The organism is Streptomyces sp. NPDC044571, assembly GCF_040647115.1.
Lineage (GTDB): Bacteria > Actinomycetota > Actinomycetes > Streptomycetales > Streptomycetaceae > Streptomyces.
In genome coordinates this window covers 1-15,537 of the sequence record NZ_JBEZBN010000096.1, presented here as the reverse complement: position 1 = coordinate 15,537, position 15,537 = coordinate 1, and the positions used below count along the sequence as shown (strand labels likewise).

The 15,537-nt window shown below is 66.8% G+C and carries 13 protein-coding genes and 2 pseudogenes; 6 read left to right on the top strand and 9 right to left on the bottom strand.

Annotated elements, in window-relative coordinates; translation table 11 throughout:
• Positions 1 to 890: 890 nt before the first annotated feature.
• Positions 891 to 2,369, bottom strand: a complete 1,479-nt coding sequence (locus AB0B01_RS29915; protein WP_361725815.1) for an ISL3 family transposase — start codon at positions 2,367 to 2,369, stop codon at positions 891 to 893.
• 1,150 nt (positions 2,370 to 3,519) lie between these two features.
• Here AB0B01_RS29915 and AB0B01_RS29910 point away from each other — a divergent pair.
• Positions 3,520 to 3,663 (top strand): hypothetical protein, encoded by a 144-nt coding sequence (locus tag AB0B01_RS29910; RefSeq protein ID WP_361725812.1) that lies wholly within the window; start codon positions 3,520 to 3,522, stop codon positions 3,661 to 3,663.
• Between the two features lie 238 nt (positions 3,664 to 3,901).
• Here the strand turns inward: AB0B01_RS29910 and AB0B01_RS29905 are convergent, their stop codons facing one another.
• From AB0B01_RS29905 to AB0B01_RS29885, 5 genes and pseudogenes are all read right to left on the bottom strand, one after another.
• Positions 3,902 to 4,372 (bottom strand): hypothetical protein, encoded by a 471-nt coding sequence (locus tag AB0B01_RS29905; RefSeq protein ID WP_361725809.1) that lies wholly within the window; start codon positions 4,370 to 4,372, stop codon positions 3,902 to 3,904.
• A 19-nt stretch (positions 4,373 to 4,391) separates the two neighbouring features.
• Positions 4,392 to 7,985, bottom strand: a complete 3,594-nt coding sequence (locus tag AB0B01_RS29900; protein ID WP_361725806.1) for a DUF6531 domain-containing protein — start codon at positions 7,983 to 7,985, stop codon at positions 4,392 to 4,394.
• A gap of 200 nt (positions 7,986 to 8,185) precedes the next feature.
• Positions 8,186 to 8,887: pseudogene (locus AB0B01_RS29895) on the bottom strand (putative T7SS-secreted protein); the annotation flags it as partial.
• A complete protein-coding gene (locus AB0B01_RS29890) occupies positions 8,887 to 9,450 on the bottom strand; it encodes a hypothetical protein (protein WP_361725803.1) in 564 nt (187 codons plus the stop codon). The gene AB0B01_RS29890 and the pseudogene AB0B01_RS29895, both read right to left, overlap by 1 nt.
• Positions 9,450 to 9,872 carry an SseB family protein gene (locus AB0B01_RS29885; protein WP_361725800.1) on the bottom strand — a complete coding sequence of 141 codons (423 nt, stop codon included), beginning with the start codon at positions 9,870 to 9,872 and terminating at the stop codon, positions 9,450 to 9,452. Before AB0B01_RS29885 ends, AB0B01_RS29890 begins: the two co-directional genes overlap by 1 nt.
• Before the next feature lie 1,133 nt (positions 9,873 to 11,005).
• Between AB0B01_RS29885 and AB0B01_RS29880 the strand changes: the two genes are divergently transcribed.
• The 4 genes from AB0B01_RS29880 to AB0B01_RS29865 all read left to right on the top strand — a co-directional run bounded on the left by AB0B01_RS29880 (position 11,006) and on the right by AB0B01_RS29865 (position 14,212).
• Positions 11,006 to 11,512 (top strand): hypothetical protein, encoded by a 507-nt coding sequence (locus tag AB0B01_RS29880; RefSeq protein WP_361725797.1) that lies wholly within the window; start codon positions 11,006 to 11,008, stop codon positions 11,510 to 11,512.
• A 1,068-nt stretch (positions 11,513 to 12,580) separates the two neighbouring features.
• The gene (locus AB0B01_RS29875; protein ID WP_361725794.1) at positions 12,581 to 12,877 is read left to right on the top strand and encodes a hypothetical protein; all 297 of its coding nucleotides are present in this window, start codon (positions 12,581 to 12,583) and stop codon (positions 12,875 to 12,877) included.
• Between the two features lie 515 nt (positions 12,878 to 13,392).
• Positions 13,393 to 13,572, top strand: coding sequence for a hypothetical protein (locus tag AB0B01_RS29870; RefSeq protein WP_361725791.1), 180 nt, complete (start codon positions 13,393 to 13,395; stop codon positions 13,570 to 13,572).
• On the top strand, positions 13,547 to 14,212 hold the full coding sequence (locus tag AB0B01_RS29865) for a hypothetical protein (protein WP_361725788.1): 666 nt from the start codon (positions 13,547 to 13,549) through the stop codon (positions 14,210 to 14,212). Before AB0B01_RS29870 ends, AB0B01_RS29865 begins: the two co-directional genes overlap by 26 nt.
• 33 nt (positions 14,213 to 14,245) lie before the next feature.
• On the opposite strand, the gene AB0B01_RS29860 is transcribed toward AB0B01_RS29865, so the two are convergent.
• From AB0B01_RS29860 to AB0B01_RS29850, 3 genes are all read right to left on the bottom strand, one after another.
• Positions 14,246 to 14,500: a hypothetical protein gene (locus tag AB0B01_RS29860; protein WP_361725785.1), complete on the bottom strand. Its 255-nt coding sequence runs from the start codon at positions 14,498 to 14,500 to the stop codon at positions 14,246 to 14,248.
• On the bottom strand, positions 14,497 to 14,802 hold the full coding sequence (locus AB0B01_RS29855; RefSeq protein WP_361725782.1) for a DUF6247 family protein: 306 nt from the start codon (positions 14,800 to 14,802) through the stop codon (positions 14,497 to 14,499). Before AB0B01_RS29855 ends, AB0B01_RS29860 begins: the two co-directional genes overlap by 4 nt.
• A gap of 425 nt (positions 14,803 to 15,227) precedes the next feature.
• Positions 15,228 to 15,434, bottom strand: coding sequence for a DUF2716 domain-containing protein (locus AB0B01_RS29850; RefSeq protein ID WP_361725779.1), 207 nt, complete (start codon positions 15,432 to 15,434; stop codon positions 15,228 to 15,230).
• Positions 15,435 to 15,443: 9 nt separating this feature from the next.
• Here AB0B01_RS29850 and AB0B01_RS29845 point away from each other — a divergent pair.
• Positions 15,444 to 15,537: pseudogene (locus AB0B01_RS29845) on the top strand (transposase); the annotation flags it as partial.

Sequence of the window (15,537 nt, the reverse complement as noted above, 5' to 3'; positions counted from 1 at the left end):
AACCTCATGACCCGCCGCCTCACACACGAGACCACCCACAACTGGCGCGACAGCCAAGCCAAATGAAACAGACAACCGAGAATCAAACGCTCACTAAGGATCGACCCGGGCCCGGCCCCAGGGGTCGTTTCCACATGTCGGCGGTCGGTACCCACGGCGTCATGTCCGGCTCGCGGCTACTGGCGGGTCAGTTGCCCCGTGGTGTCCGAGCTGGGATTCCGGGGCCTGATCGACCTGAGAGACTCCCAAACTCGGTTCTGGCACAGATCTTGGGGAGTGGTCGCGGAGGGTGACAGCTTCGTTCGATTGCAGGGAGGGGCACCGACCTCGGGGGCCCTCAGCGTTCACGCATTCTGGTCCACCACCAGCGCGTCGTCGACCACTCCTTGTAGTTGGGCTCCGGCAAGGTGCGGTGCTCGAATTCCTCATCGATACGCGTGATCAATCGGCCCAAGTCCCGTTTGGCTCCGGGCGGAAGGTGGAGCATCGCCCACTCCAGGTCATCACGGGCATCTCCCACCCCGGGCGAATCGAACGCGGAGGCGTCCAGGTAGCGTCCGGGCTCCTTAAAAGCCCACTCGAAGCATGAGAGTGCCTTGGCGACCGCGTTGGGCCACATCTCCTGGTCTTCGACCCGGCGGATCGCTGCACGAGTCCGCGCGGAGACACCGGGGACCCTCAGAACCGGATACTGACATCGTGGCCGCCACCGCTCTGCACGGACGGCCTTGGGAGGCCTACGCGGCATCGCCCTTTCGGATCAACATGGCGCCATCCTGCCATGGCGGGGCACCTGCATGCACTGGCTATATGCCGGCCGCAGCAGGGGTTCCTACATTCCTGTTCCCGCGCAGCACTTGGGAACATCGCGAAGGGTTACTGGAGAAGGATCATCTTGCGGAGTAGTTCGAAGCCGGCGCGGCCGTAGAGCTGCCGCTTGATTTTCTTGATGCGGTTGACGGCCCCTCAATGCTGCCGGAGCTCCAGTCGAGAGTGAGCCCGGCTGTCACGGCGTCGAGGTCTCGGTGCAGGTGGAGTGCGAAGCCGGTGAGGCCGGGTAGCTGGCTGGCGTCGACTGCGTCGATCCAGGTGGAGAGTGTGGAGCCAAGGCGGTCAGTGAGGATTTCGCCGAAGTCGCGGACGTGTCCGGCGGCCTGGTCCAGTGCTGGGCAGTGGGTCAGGACCTCCTTCAGGCCGGCCCTGTCTTCCTCGTTCAGGGTCGTGGGGTGTCGGGTGAGCCAGCCGGTCACCTGCCGCACTGTCGGCGGTCGCGGCGGCGCGCCAGCCGGAGCCCCGCGGAGGGTGGCGATGTGGGCACGGACCATCTGGTAGGTGACGGGTGCGTTGTCGGCAACGAGTTCGCTGTGGAGGTGGGTGACGCTGGTGCATCCCTCGGCGAAGCGTCGCTCCAGGTAGGGCTTGTAGGGGTCCAGCCTGCTGGGTCGGGGCCGGTTCTCGCGGATGGTGTCCTGCCAGCGTGCGGCGTTCGCGTATCTGAGCACGGGGTTGAGGCCCCAGCCCAGGTGCCGGGCAATCGCCCGGCGTGAGTGACCTTGGGCAAGAAGCCCGTGGACCAGACCATGGGCGGCCTTCTTCCGCGCGGCCCGCCGGCCGACGGGCACCGAGTCGTCCTGCGGCCGACCGGAAGCCAGCCTGGTCGCCTCGGGCAGGGGGCCACTGGAGGAAGGTTTGCGCAGGCAGTCGCGGTGGGCGGCGACGCAGGTCTCCACCGCTCGGCCGAGGCCCTGCCACAGATGGAACCGGTCAGCGACCTGCAGAGCATCGGGGGCACCGCGTCGGGCACCCTCGGCATAGGCGCCCGCCCGGTCCCGGCAGATGATCTCCACGCCGGGGTGGCGGATCAGCCAGGCGGCCAGCGGTCCGGCTTCTCGCGTCGGGAGCACATCGACCACGCGATGGTCTTCGACGCTGGTCAAGACCGTGGAGTAGGTCTGGCCGCGGCGGATCGCGAAGTCGTCCACGCCCAGCACACGCGGCGTGTCGAACAGTGGGTCGGGCAATGCCATGACCCTGCGTAACAAGGTCATCCTCCCCGCGCCGAAGCCCAGCTGGGCAGCCAGCCGAGCTCCGGCCCGCCCGGCCAGCGCGAGCCCCACCCGCTCCAGGGCGTGGTTGAGCCGGGTCGTGAACCATGCGTGCGGGGCGGCCAGCCGGGAGAACGGCTCGGCGAACGTCCGGCGCGGGCAGTACGCCGCCTCGCACATGAAGCGCCGTACCGTCAGCCGGATCACGAAGCCCTGCTCAGCGAGGGGAAGGTCCCTCAGCCTGCGCTGGTATCGATCGTGGACCCGTCCCGAGAACCGGCCGCAGTCCGGACACGCAGCCCCGGCCGCGCGGCCTATCGCCACCACCTCGACCGTGCCGAACGCGGCCGTGCCGCCCAACGACGCGAATACGCCCGCATCCGCAGCGAGAAAGGCATCCGCTGGGGCGGCAGACCACTACCCATGCCGGCTTGACCACCCAACCCGGCGAACCTTCCCGGTCACAGCACTATCGGAATGCCGCGCCTGTCACCAGGGGCTGCGGACCCTGACGCCCAGCGCCCGGACCCGGTGCTGGTCATCCAGCGCAAGCCTCAGCAACAGGTTCTCGCCGACCCGTCGTGCCGCCAGATGGTGCAGAGGCTTTCCAGGGCCGCTTCGGCGACCTCTGGCTCTGCGTCCGCCGCAGCGAGCACCAGGGCTTCTACGACCGGACTGGTCCGGAGTCCCCCGACCGCCCGTGCCGTCCGGGCCCGCTGGCCCGCGGGAACGGCCGGGTCGGCGAGGGAGTACAGGACGTTCGCCGTGTCACGCGCAGGGCAGTACCCGGACCACGTAGGCCAGCTGCGCGCCCACCATGATCAGGTACTGCAGGGGCATGAAGCATTCCCACCGGCAGCAACAGCAACAACGGCAGGACGACCATCCAGCCACCCCGGATCCGCTGGGGACCGCCGGTCGGCGGTCCGAACCGCCGACCGGCCAGCAGGACGAGCACGAACATGGTCGCGACTGTCAGGAGGGGAACCCCCGCGAGTCCGACCCGCATCTCGAGTACGAACTCCTCGGTGAAGGGATCATCGCCGACAGCGGGCAGCACCGAGGCCGCTGTCACCCAGGCAAGCACGGCGGTCAGGACGTAGCGCCGTAGTGAGATCCACAGCCGCTTTCCCGTACTCATGACAGCTTCCTCACTTCAGCAGCTCTTCATGCAGGTGCCGTTGAGCCAGGTGCGGTCTTCACGGGCCTTGTCGAAGAGGCCCCCGTCCGGCGCGTCGTAGCCACTGGTGTGGGCCACGGCATCGACGGCGACCCGCCGATCCTTGGCCTTCTGGCTCTTCTGCCGGGTACTGCACCACTTCCATGTCCGGGTAGGCGTTGCCCGTACGGCTCAACGAGTCCGAGCCGCTGGTGGTCGAGACGTTCAGCCAGTTGTCGACCGATCCCACCCACATCACCGGCTGCACCCCCTGCACGCTCACCCTGAGCTTGTTCGCGGGAGGGGGTCGCCCACGTGATCAGCACGCTGCCGACTGACCGGCAACAGGAGTTGATCGCCCTGGTCGGGGAGTTGGCAACCGCCGAGACCAGCCCGGCTCGCCGTGAGTTCCTGGGAGAGTTCCCGGAGGGCTTCGGGCTCGTCGACGATGCGTCCTGAGTAGTTTCAGGAGTGGAGCAGGAACGGCTTGCGTAAGAGCTGGGAGTCTGCAGGACCGAACATCAGGCGCTTCAGCATTTTTGCAGTTCCCTGGAAGTCGACCGGGCAAGATCACGCAGTGGTGCGGCCTGGCCACTCGATATGACGAGACCGCCACCATCCACCTCGCCGCCGCCTTCATCCGGTCAGCTGGACGATACGGAGGGATCGGCTCGGCAGCTGTCCCTCTCCGTCTCGACTACCACTTCGCGAACGGCGTTCGCATTGCGAGCTCGGGAGCGGCTCTTCGCAGGGCGGCACCGAAATCACCGGCCAAGCCGGTGAGGAGCTCCAGCGCTGCCGTGCGCGACAGGATTTCCACCTCAGGGTCCGGCTGCCATGCAGTACCCGAGGTGCATCGGATCTCCGTGGTGTCCCCCGCGGGCACGAAGGTCAGGCATCGCTCGATCCCCTGCCCGTAGAGGTCGATCTCGGCGGGCCGGTCCGTTCGCAGACTGTCGATCGCCTCGGGAAGTTGCTCCATCACTGATGACAGATCGTACGAGATGTTGACCGGCCATTCCTCTTGACCGAACCCAGAGATGATGAATCGTGCATCGGTTTCGGAAAGCAGCTGACATGCGTCCATCGCCAGCGACTCGTAGTCGTCGGAGAGCTCGATTGCCACCAGATCGGGCGGAAGTTCCGCCGAAGGGGAGGTGAGGGACATCCTCATGTTCATTTCACCGTCACTTCACTATGGGGAATGCTGTCTTGTAGGTCCCATCAGGTTTGGGAACCATACGGACGTGAGTCGGTTCCACGATCGAACCATCGGGCTTGATGACCTGGCCCATTCCCGGTGGGATCGGCACTTCGCGTACCCCGGCATTAGGATCATGATGTGACTTCAGGAACTCTACAGCCTTGGAATTGTCCAGCCACTGCCCTTGATCATTGCCTGTGGACCGGGCACGGTCCGTGAGGCTCTGCGTGTTCTTCGTTCCCGCTCCGTGCTCACTGAACGTATGGCCGAAGGTGGGTCGGCTCTTCTCGTTCCAGTTGAGGTCCTCGGTTGCCTTCTTGCACGGTTTGAGTCCGAGCGGATCCGACCAGGTGTGAGGGTTGGACACGTAGGACCGGGGGGTGGGTGCAGGAGCCAGGCCCAGTGGGTCGGGTGTCAGGTACTGCGCCACTTCGGGGTCGTAATGTCGGAAGTAGTTGTAGTGCAGGCCGGTTTCCGGGTCGAAGTACTGGCCCGGAAAACAAAGGGGGGTATAGGTCGTACTGGTTGCAGCCCACGTCGTCGTGCCCCACAGGGTGCTGCGCATGCGCCACGCCAGATTTCCCGCATCGTCGATCAGTTCACTTGGCGTGCCGATCAGGTCGGTGACGATGGAAAAGAATCGCTCGGCGATCAGTTCTTGTGGTGCGTCAGGTGCAAGAATGCGCTCTGTCTGGGTGAGCGGATGCAAGCCGTCGTGGTCCCACGTGAGCGCCACAGGATGGGGCAAAGCCGCGCCGGTGGTGGTCTGCTCGCACAGCAGGCTGTCGTCCCAGACGAACGACACCTGCTCGATGGGCGCCAGACCGCTGGCTGCCAGGCGCTGCTTGGACACACGGCGGCCGAGCGCGTCGTACCGGTAGCACCATACGGAGCCGTCAGGTGTGGTGACGGATGTCAGACGGTCCTCGGCGTCCCACGCGTAGCGCCAGGTATCGGGTTTCCGAGACAGGCGGGTCTTCTGTCGAAGGACGATCCGGCCCTGGGCATCGCGTTCGTAGCGGACGCCTCCTGCACGGGTGAGCTGCGTGCCTTTGTAGGAGCGGGGGCCCGTTGCGTCCTGCTCCGCGTGCGCGGCCGGCCATGACGCCTCGGTCTGGTTGCCCACCGAGTCATAGGAGTAGCGCTCGGTCCAGTTCTCGGCGCGAACTGCCGTGACACGGCCGGTCGCGTCGAGGTCGAAGCGGCGACGCCCCGCGAGCTCGTCGTCGATGCCGATCAGATTGCCGTCCGCCCGGTAGGCGTAGTCGCGGCGCTGGAGTGACCGTCCGTGACTGCTGACACGCTGTTCGGTCATGCGGCCCATCACGTCGTAGCCGTGGGACAGCGTGAACGATTCACCGACGCGGCGTACCAGCTCCTGGCCGGCCGCGTCGCGTTCGAAGGTCATCGTACGGCCTGCAGCGGTCAGTGATTCTCGCCGGCCAGCCGGGTCGTACGTCCAGGAGCTGGTGGCACCGCTGGGTGTCGTCCTGCCGGTTCGGCGGCCGAGGAGGTCGTACTCGAAGGTGAGCTCGCGGCCGTCGACGGTCTCGGCCACGAGACGTCCGTGGCGGTCGCGCAGACGGGTGAGGGTGACGTCAGGGGTCGTCGCCACAGCGAGTTCGTCGAAGACGTCGTACTCGAAGGTGGTGACAACGCCCGCGGCATCCTTGCGGATGACCTGTCCGAGAGCGTTGTACTGGAACCCGATGCTCTCGCCCATGCCGTTGGTACGTGAGATCAGCCTGCCGGCCTGGTCATAGCCGTAGGCGATGGTCCGGTGGTCGAAGTCGGTCTCGGTGACGAGCCGCCCGGCCGGGTCGTACCCGTAGCTCCATGCGAGGCCCTGTGGGTTCCTGACCTGCGCCAGCCGGAGATTGGCATCGTGGGTGAACTGGTACCTGAGCCCGTCCGGGCCGGTGCGGGAAGCGAGAAGGTCGAAGTCGGCGTACTCGTAGGTGGTCGCCCCACCCAGCGCATCGGTGTGGCTGGTGCAGTTGCCTTCACCGTCGTACGTCCAGGAGTGCTCGCTGCCGTCGGCCTCGACACGACGGGCGAGGTGCCCTTCCACGGTCCACTCGAACCGAGCCGAAGCGCCCAATGCGTCCGTGAAGGAGATCGGCCGACCGAATCCGTCGCGTGAGATCCGTGTCGTTGCGCCGAGTGGGTCGGTCAGCTCGACCTGCAGGCCGGCCTTGTTGCAGCGGACGACGGTGATGTGTCCGAGGGCATCCCTGGTGGCGACGAGATGGCCCGACTCGTCGTAGGTGAAACGTGTCGTCGCCCCCGTCGGGTCCGTGAGGGAGGTTCGGTTTCCGCGCGCGTCGAACGTCTGGCGTGTCACCGATCCGTCCGCGTTCACCAGGCGCACAGGCAGCCCGGAGGCGTCGTACTCAGCGCTCAGGGTCCGTCCGTCCGGCCTCACCATCGTGGTGAGTCGTCCGGACTCGTCGAAGGTGAAACGCTCGACATTGCCGAGGGGATCCGTACGGGATAGAAGGCGGTTGTGACGGTCCCGCTCGAAGCGGGTGACTCCACCCAGTGCATCGATCTCGGCGACGACGTGGGAGTGCTCGTTGACGACGAACTGCTTCGTGTGCCCGAGGCCGTCGGTGATCGACGTGGTCCTCAGACCTGTGCCGGGATCGGTGTCGCCCCAAGTGAAGTGGGATTCCATGTGCCCGTTGGATCCGGACTGGTGGATACAGCGGTCCTGGTCGTCGTAGACGTAGTCGTAGTGGTTGTTGTTGGTGTCGGTCCAAGAGGTGATGCGGCCGTGTTCGTCGCAGCCGAAGAGCAGGGGGCGCCCCGAGGAATTGACGACCTCGGTGAGGTGGCGGTCGGTGTAGCCGTAGCGCAGGATCTCCTGGTCGCTCCCGTCCGGCGCCGCACCCGCGAGGTGCAGAGCAGTTACCCGGCCCTCGGCAGTCGTAAGTTTCAGGTGGTAGCCGCCGTGGTGGACGATCGAGGTCGGGGCGCCGGCCTCGTCGTGCTCGAAGATGATCCAGCGGCCGTTGCGGTCGTCGATCTGAGCCAGGAGCGCGAGATCGTCGCTGTGATCGTTGAAGTGCAGGACCCGTCCGGTGCCCGGGTCGGTGATGGTGTAGCCGCCTGCGACCCTGCCCAAGGGCCAGCGCCGGCCGTACGTGGGCATGACCGGAACACCGGGAGCCGGGTGGGGGTAAGCCAGCAGGCTGCCCTCGTCGCAGCTGAAGACGACGCCCTTCGAGTCGATCTCCAGCCGCTGGTCCACCGTGCTCGCCCAGGTCGGACCGAACCAGCGCCCGGAGCGGCGTGAGGAGTCGAAGGTGCGCTGAAAGACGAGGGGCAGTGATCCGGGCAGCGCGATGTCCGTCTGCGGCAGGAGCATGCGGCCGGTAGCCATGTCCACCGGGTCGCCATCGCAGACGTTGTCATGACACTTGTTGCTGCTGTGATTCGGATCCCTCTCGTGATCCCCGCGGCTGCCGCCCGGCTTCTTGCCGTCCAGGTGCTTGGCGTCGTCCAGGTGCCTCGCCGCCGAGCCGAGCCTTTTCGCGGAACCCAAGCCCTTGGATCCGATGAGTTCGGGCAGCATCTTGCCGATGCCTTCGGAGGCGGGTTGAGGGCGCGGGCGAAGTTGACGATGCCGGCGGTTCCCTTGACCACGCCGCCGACCAGGTGGGTGGTGGCGAGGTCCAGGTAGTCCATGCCGTCGCCGAGCTGCTCGGTGTACGAGGGCTTGGGCGGGGCGGCGTCGCGGGCGGCGCGGACGGCTGCCGCGGTGGTGTCGGCGACCTCGTTGCGCTGCTTGCGGGCGTTGTCGAGCTTCTCCTGGGCGGCGTGGGCCATGGCCTTGCCCGGATCGTGGAAACCCTCGGACGGCTTCGGGGGCAGGTGGTCCTTCTTCGCCTCGTAGGCATCCTTGTATTCCTTGACGAGCTTGTTGTGCGCGGTGCGGGCGTCCTCGGAGGCCTTCTTGGCCTTGTTGTAGTCCTCCAGGGCTTCCTTGGCCTTGCCCTGCGCCCACTCCACGGTCTCGGCGAAACGATTCATTGCATCGGCGGCCTTGCCGAAGGCGTCGGCGGCCTTGAACCAGCGCGGGGGCTCCTTGGCGACCTTCTCGCGGAAGGTGTCCGCGGTCTTGCCCTTCAGGCCGTCGGGCTGGGTCATGGTCTTCAGCCCGTTGCCGACCGACTCGAAGGCCGCCTTGAAATCGTTCAGGTGCGACACCTGCTCGCGGATCTTGGAAACGCTGCCGTAGACCAGCTTCTTGAGGTCGTCGGTCTGGCCGAGCTCCAGCTCGGAGACGTCGGCGCCGAGCTGGTTGGCTGCCGAACGGGACTTGTCGCGGATCCAGTCGCCGGCCTCGTCGAGCCCGACCTCCTCCGCCAGGTCGGCCGTCTTGTCACCGGCCCACTCGATGGCGTCGCCGACCTTCTCGACCCCGTGCTCGACCTTGTCCTCGATCGAGTCCGGTACGAAATCCCGCCAGCCCATCAGCTACCGCCCCCGTTGCCCTTCGTCTGCTCCAGCAGGTCCTTCAGCGACCCGATCCTCCCCGACGAGGTCACCGTGTCCTTCGTGTCCGACCAGGTCTGCTTGATGTCCTGACCGCTCTTCTCGAAGGACTCGGCGCTGTAGTCCGGCTTGTAGACATCAGCGCTGAAGATGTCCCCCCAGGACTTCTTCTCGATCTCGTCCTCACTGGCATGCGGGTTCCCGTACGCGGCGTTCGCCACGACCTTGAACGCGCCCTGGACGTACTGGTCCTCCTCCCACATCGTCCCGGCGGCGATGCCGAGATTGCCCGCAAGGGTGGAGGCGTTCTGGATGAGGCTGCGCACGCCCCACTCCCAGCGCTCGCAGAAGTCCTCGAAGTCCTTCGACAACGCGCCGTGCCCGGTCTCCATCGCCGTCATCGACAGGTTCTCGAATCCCGCCCCCTGCGAGGCCCCGGCCGCATCCCCCGACTCCCGCAGCTCCGAAATCGCCGCCCGCAGACCCTTCTGGATCGCGGCCACCGCCTGTGGGGAGACCTCCAGGTCACCATCGCCTGCCATCAGGCCACCTCCGCGGACTCGGCCTCGGCCTCGATGTCCACGGCACAGGCGTCGGGGACGATCCCGGCGACGGGCGGGAACAGCATCGACCCGTCCGCGTCGGCTACGTTCACGGCAACTCCGGCGGGGCCGGCCACCTCCGGGACGACCGCATCGACCAGACGCGCGCCCAGGATTGCCAGGTAGGGCCATTCGCGGCCGGCTTCCCCACGGGCTTCGGCGAACCGGGCGAGCGCTTCCTCGTCCGTGAACGCGTAGAACCAGCGGATCCCGCCCGAGACGGCCGACATCAACCCGCCCTCGGCGTCCGCGCCATCACCGGCAAGGGGCACGAGCAGCACTGCCCGCCGGAACTCGCCCACCAGGCGTCTGGGATCCCCGGTACCTGCTCGGTACGCGGCTATCTCTGCGGTCAGTTCCATGCTCTGCGTCCCCCTTCAGGGTGATTGACACCCCGGAGGGAACATTACCTTGATCACCAGAACGCCTGATGAAGGGTCATGGCGGTCTGCGCCGCCGAAACTGCCGGAGTGGCGGCGGCTGGGCAGTAGGCGGCACGCGAACCCTCGATAGCAGTTCGGTGATCTGCGCCTTCATCGACGGATCCTGCGCGCTCATGGTCTGCAGGCCAATCTGGAGCCCATGCGCACCTCCGCCAGCCACCGGCCCGGCCCGATGCGCGCGGAGGCGCTGGATGTCGTTCGAAACCCCCACGTGGCCAGGGTCCGGCTCGTCGAAGGCAGGCCGCCCCGCTCAGCGTCTTGTTCGCCATCATCGGATGCTCCTGCCAGGCACCGGGCCCTGGGCCGCCATCCCTGTTGACATCGCAGTCGTCGACCTGCCAACCACCCGTGCTGGCTTGGGCGCAAAGTTTGGCATGAAACACGTTGATTGCCGGATTCAATGGAAATGCTGAAAACGGCCCATCGCCCGGATAGAGCCGCGTGTCGCCTTCGGCCCGCAGAACGACGTCCGCCTTCACGAACTCTTCGACGGCCGGTGGGCGACCGTCGTCCGCACGGCGCTGGAGCAGGAGCAGGCTCAGTCGGGAGAACGCGCGATCACCTACAACCCCATGGCCGCTCTCGGACCGGACACCGTCCTGCTCATCGAGGACCACGCCCTGTACGAAGACAGCGAGGACTGAGGCCTACTGATGCTCTCGCTCTCACCTTCGCTCAACCCGTATTCTCCGAGCGGCTCCTGCCCGAGTACATGGCCGCCGACCCGGTCACCCCGGCTCCGGGGCTGCCCATCGTGCTCGACATGCCGGGCAAGGTCGCCGACTTCCTCCGGCCTCGGTACTGGTGGACTCGCGTATTCACGAGTACTGCTGCCCAAGCGTCGTTGCAGTCACTTGTGATGGAGGCGTCGCAGAGGCGTGGTCTGTGCCAGCAGTAACTCGCGGTGGGGCGTCGATGGCTAATCTGCTCCCATGCCGGAGAAGGTGCCCAAAGCGATCAAGCGTGTGAGCAAGCAGGACCTGGTAGGACTCGATCGAGGCCGGCGCGCTTCGGCCGAGGTCCCAATGAGGCCAGGACGGGCCTTGCGGGCCGTGACCGGATCCGTGCTGTCCATCGGCATGCTGACCGCCTGCACGTCGGCCTACGATGTCGAAGACGTGGCGTACGCCGGTGACTACGGCAGCCACCCGCCGCTCGCCGTGGTCGGATACCCGTCCACGGGATCCTTGGGCATCACCCAGCAGGTGGTGTGGCGCATCGCCGACGGCAAGGTGGGCGAGCTGGCATCGCTGGTGGCCGACAAGGAGGCCAAGGGCGTACCCGAGAAGACCGCCGAGAACTGGATCGCGGCCTTCGGCAAGGGAGCCCGGGGCAAGGTGACCGCGGAGTTCTACGACGAGGGCTCGCTCCGGCAGGAGGTCGTGCTCTATCTGCACGAGACCGGCCAGGTCAAGCAGATCCAGGTCCGGGCCACCAGAGTGGACAACAAGGACGTCTGGCGCGTGACCATGGACGAGCCGGTCCCTGAGCAGGCCACGGCCGTGCACCCGTGGGTGCCGAAGAAGCCCGGCGAACTCGGTTCGAAGACCGTACGGTGAGCTGATCCGGACCCGTCCTGGCAAGGGGCGTCGTCTGCGCGGGCAACCGCGTAGGCGGCGCCCTTCTCCCTTGTCGCCGGAAAGCGCCGCCGGACCGGCGCGCCGGCCGGCGGGAGCCGTGGCGCCGGGTCCTGGCGGCCGGACTTCGACGTGCGATACCGGGCCACAAGTCCCCAGCACTGCGTCGCGCAAGGGCGTACGGTCCCGAGCCGCTACCACCGCCATGTTTTCGGCGGGGTGAACGGGTTCAGACACGGATTCCGTGAAGGTGACCAGGAGCCGGTTATGTTCTGTGGTCGGCCGGAGCCTTGCTCCGAGGCTGTGCTGGATGGATCTCTGTGCGCGAGAATGCTCGGCATGACGACTTGAAGAGCACCGGCCGGGCGAGAGCATTGGCGAGAGGTCGGGAGTTGGAACACGATTCCCGACGGCGATCGACGCGTCTGCGCCGACTGCGGAACGCCGGTCTGTTCGTACCAGTACCGCTTCCATCCACCCGAGTCCTCGATGTTCGAGCGGTGCATCGGACTCGCCTGGTGTTCCACTTGTCGGATCCACTCCGGCAACATGGTGTACGTCCCGCGGAACCGAGTCCTGGTCGACCTCCTCGCATCTCTTCCTCCTGAGCAGCGAGAACGGCTTCTGCGTTCGGAGACGCGACTGATCGAGTTCCTGGATCGCCAGGCCCGAGGCGTCAGAAGTTAGGGTCGGCGGCTGACCGCGATCAGAAGAAGGCGCTTGCGCAGTAGCGGAAGTTTCGCTCCTGACCCGCGGCATCATCCCCCTGATTCCGCCGGATGGGTGCGGTTGTGCGAGGCGGTCGCGGTTCCGGTAGCCGCTTGTGATTGGGCGTCATGGTGGCACCGGTTGGTCGTCAGCGGAGATCGGGTGGGCAGGGCTTCGGCGTAGTCGAATGACGTCCGACGTAATGATCGTCGGACTTGTTCTCTTCATGAGATCCGGTTCTGGCGAACTTCTGTGGTGCCGGATGGGTGTGGTGTGGTTGCGCCTGCCACACTTGTTCGGTGCGCCCCGCGACCGGCGGTGCGGGTGAGAACGGATCTCAGCGTGTCTAGATGGATTGTGCTTGCCATACCCGTCGACGGTGTCAGCGAGACGGATCGAAACGCACGAACGCTCGCGGAATTCGACGGCAGTCCGGAGGAAGCCGCATCGGCCCTGCTGGAGGCGGCGAGCACATACGAGCACAAGCTCTGGAAGGTGAACCGACGAGAGATCTTCAAGTGCTCCAGTCGGTCCTACTTCCTCCGGATCCACGGCCGAATGGCCACGTACGGGTTTCTGCTCCAGCTCGCCGAGCTGGTCCACGACACCACGGAGTCCACGAGCAAGTCCCCTGACTGAAAGCGGCCCCCCACAGAAGCTGTGCCAGAACCTGATGGCACAGGACGCGGCGGGGCGGGTGTGGCCATGAGGGTCCGTCCTGGTAGGAGCTGTGCTTCAGCCAGCCCGCGACCTGACGGACCAGGTAAGTACTTGCGACGCTTTCGCCCGAGCGATCGGATTTCCCGGCCAAAGGGCGCCAGTCCTGCGGCACGTTCGTGATGCGGCAACCGTGACGTCTGCGCCGGTGGGGCGGGTTGTAGCTCGCACACCCGACCACCCGCCGCACGCAGGGTCGCCGCCTGCTCTTCGAATTCGACCGCCTCGCGCGGCCCGAAGATGACCCCGCTACGGGCGCCCGGACGGCGCACCCCGACGACAGGCCGGTAAACGGCGTCACCGGTGCCGTTTCCGCACCCGAGGTCGTAGTTTCGGGGCCTTTCGCCAGGGCGGCCCCCCGCACCGCCGTGGACCCTGCGAGGGGAACTGTGCTGTCGCTGTCCGGCAGGGCGCGGGCCACGGATAGGTTATCGGCCGTGGATTACATCCCGCGGCGGCCGCCGAGTGAACTGCCCTTTGACGGCTCCGACATCCTCCTGCGCTACACCTGCGAGATTCCTGCGCTGCCTTACGAGTTCGAGGACACCCTGGAGGTCTGGTCGGTCGGGATCCTGCAGTACCACGGCGAGGATGGATGCCCGCACTGCCCCGCCTGATGCCGAGTGCCGCTTCGAGGATGGAACGCCGATCGGCGAGATGAGCTTCGTCCGTATCCGCGACTACACCCGAGACCCTGCCTGGGAAGCCGCCGACTCCTACACCGGTGACATCGAGAAGATCGTCTCGGTGTGCACGGATCCCGCCTACGCCATGACGCCGGGCCTTCACTGGTCGCCCGAGTTCGAGGAACGCATCGACTGCCCGGCCGGGGACCTTCTGATCATGGACCGCGTCCGTATCCAACGGCAATGGCGCGGGTTCGGTATCGGTGCTCTCGCCGCGGCGGAGGCGATCCGCCGGCTGGTGCCAGGATGCTGCGCAGTGGCATGCGAGCCGGCACCCACCGACGGCGACTTCGGCGGGGACGAGCCCGGCTACCAGGCCGCTCAAGCCAAAATCGCCAGGGTATGGGAGTCGGTCGGCTTCAAAGCGTTCAATGACGGCGTCTACCTTCTGGACCCGGCGCTCCAGCACCCATCGACTGCCGCACCACCTGGCAAACGCACTTCGGGCGGCGGTAGGCGCCCTCAGGCCGCGAAGGCGGGCCGATCGCGCGGCGCGGTCAGCGGCCTGCTTCCCGCCCTGTCGGCACAGTCCGCCACGGGCCCGTCGGAGGACGCTTCCCGCGACCGATAGGCGGCGGGCCCAGTGCGCTGTCGTTTGGAGAGGTCAGCCGAGCCAGACAATGTCGATGACGTACAGGCGGCCGCTGGACCGGTTGATGAAGTAGACGGCCGTCAGCTGCCCGACAGAAGCAGACCGGATGTCCTCGCCTTCAGGGTCACGGCTGTCGAAGGGCGGAAAGGACCAAGGGTCGCGGGAGGCAAGGTCCAGGACATCACGGACCATCTCCACCGCATGCCCGGGCAGCGCAGTGAGCACCTTCGCGGCCTGTGGGGAGAGCCGGGCCGGCCATGCGCTCACGGGCGTGCCCCGAGAACGTCTTCCAGGCCGATGCCGTCGGAGTCGTCCAGCCCGGAAGCGATGAAGGCATCGACAGCCGAGGCGGCTGCCAGGCGCGCTTTCCAGGCGCGGACGACCTGATGGAGGGGAGTGAGGCTGTAGCTGTGCCGGGCGTCTTCCAGTGCCTGGGCCCAGTCCCGCTCGAACGCCGGCATCCACTGCGGGGCCCGGGGGTCTTCCCGGACCCGGGCAAGGAGCTCCGCAGCCGCGGTGGGAGCGGGCGCCGGGGGTGGTGCGGGCGCGTGTTCGGGCTGGGCGCTCATGGGCTCCTCCAAGTGTGTTTCCCGACCACGGTACCGGGCCTGAGAGAGGCTCATGGGGGATCCTGAGGTGTCCCTCTTTGCTGCGGAGTTGGCAGTGACGGAGACCGGGGCGCAGCCGGTCGGGGAAGAAGGCTGTGGCAAGCTCGGGTGCTCTCTGGACGAGCTCACGCAACTGTGCTCGCCTGGGTGAGAAGCCCAGGCGGGCAGGGCCGACCGACATGCACGTCAGCCTTTGACGCGGACCAGCTTCACTGCCGCGACCTCGTTGACGTTGACGGTCTTACCGTAGTCCGGGTCTGCCGCAGTGGCCTGGGCCTTGACCTCGACGTCGCGTGCCTGGAAGGGCGTGATCCCCGTGGGGTGCGCTCAAGGCGCTGCTGTGGTCTCGTGTCCGAGCGTTGATCAAGGACGCAGACCTGCGTCGCTCAGTCTCGGCGCCTGACCGGTTCCCCGAGCAGGTCGCTCAGCTCTGCCTGGACGGCTGTGAGCAGCGAGGATCCCCAGACGGTCAGGGTCTGCTCCCAGGGATGCCCGAAGGTGCCCAGGCGCAGGTCCTGGGTGACGTGGAGGTAGTAGTCGCCGTTGGGGTAGGTGCCGTGGCCAGGGACCGGAGGGCGGCCGGGTACGCCCACGCGGCGGTTGTGGTCTGGCGGTTCCGGTCCAGTGCCCAGTGGCGGGAGATGCCTGCCGAGTTCGGTCCCTGGGCCACCGTCTACGGACGCTTCCGCGTCTGGC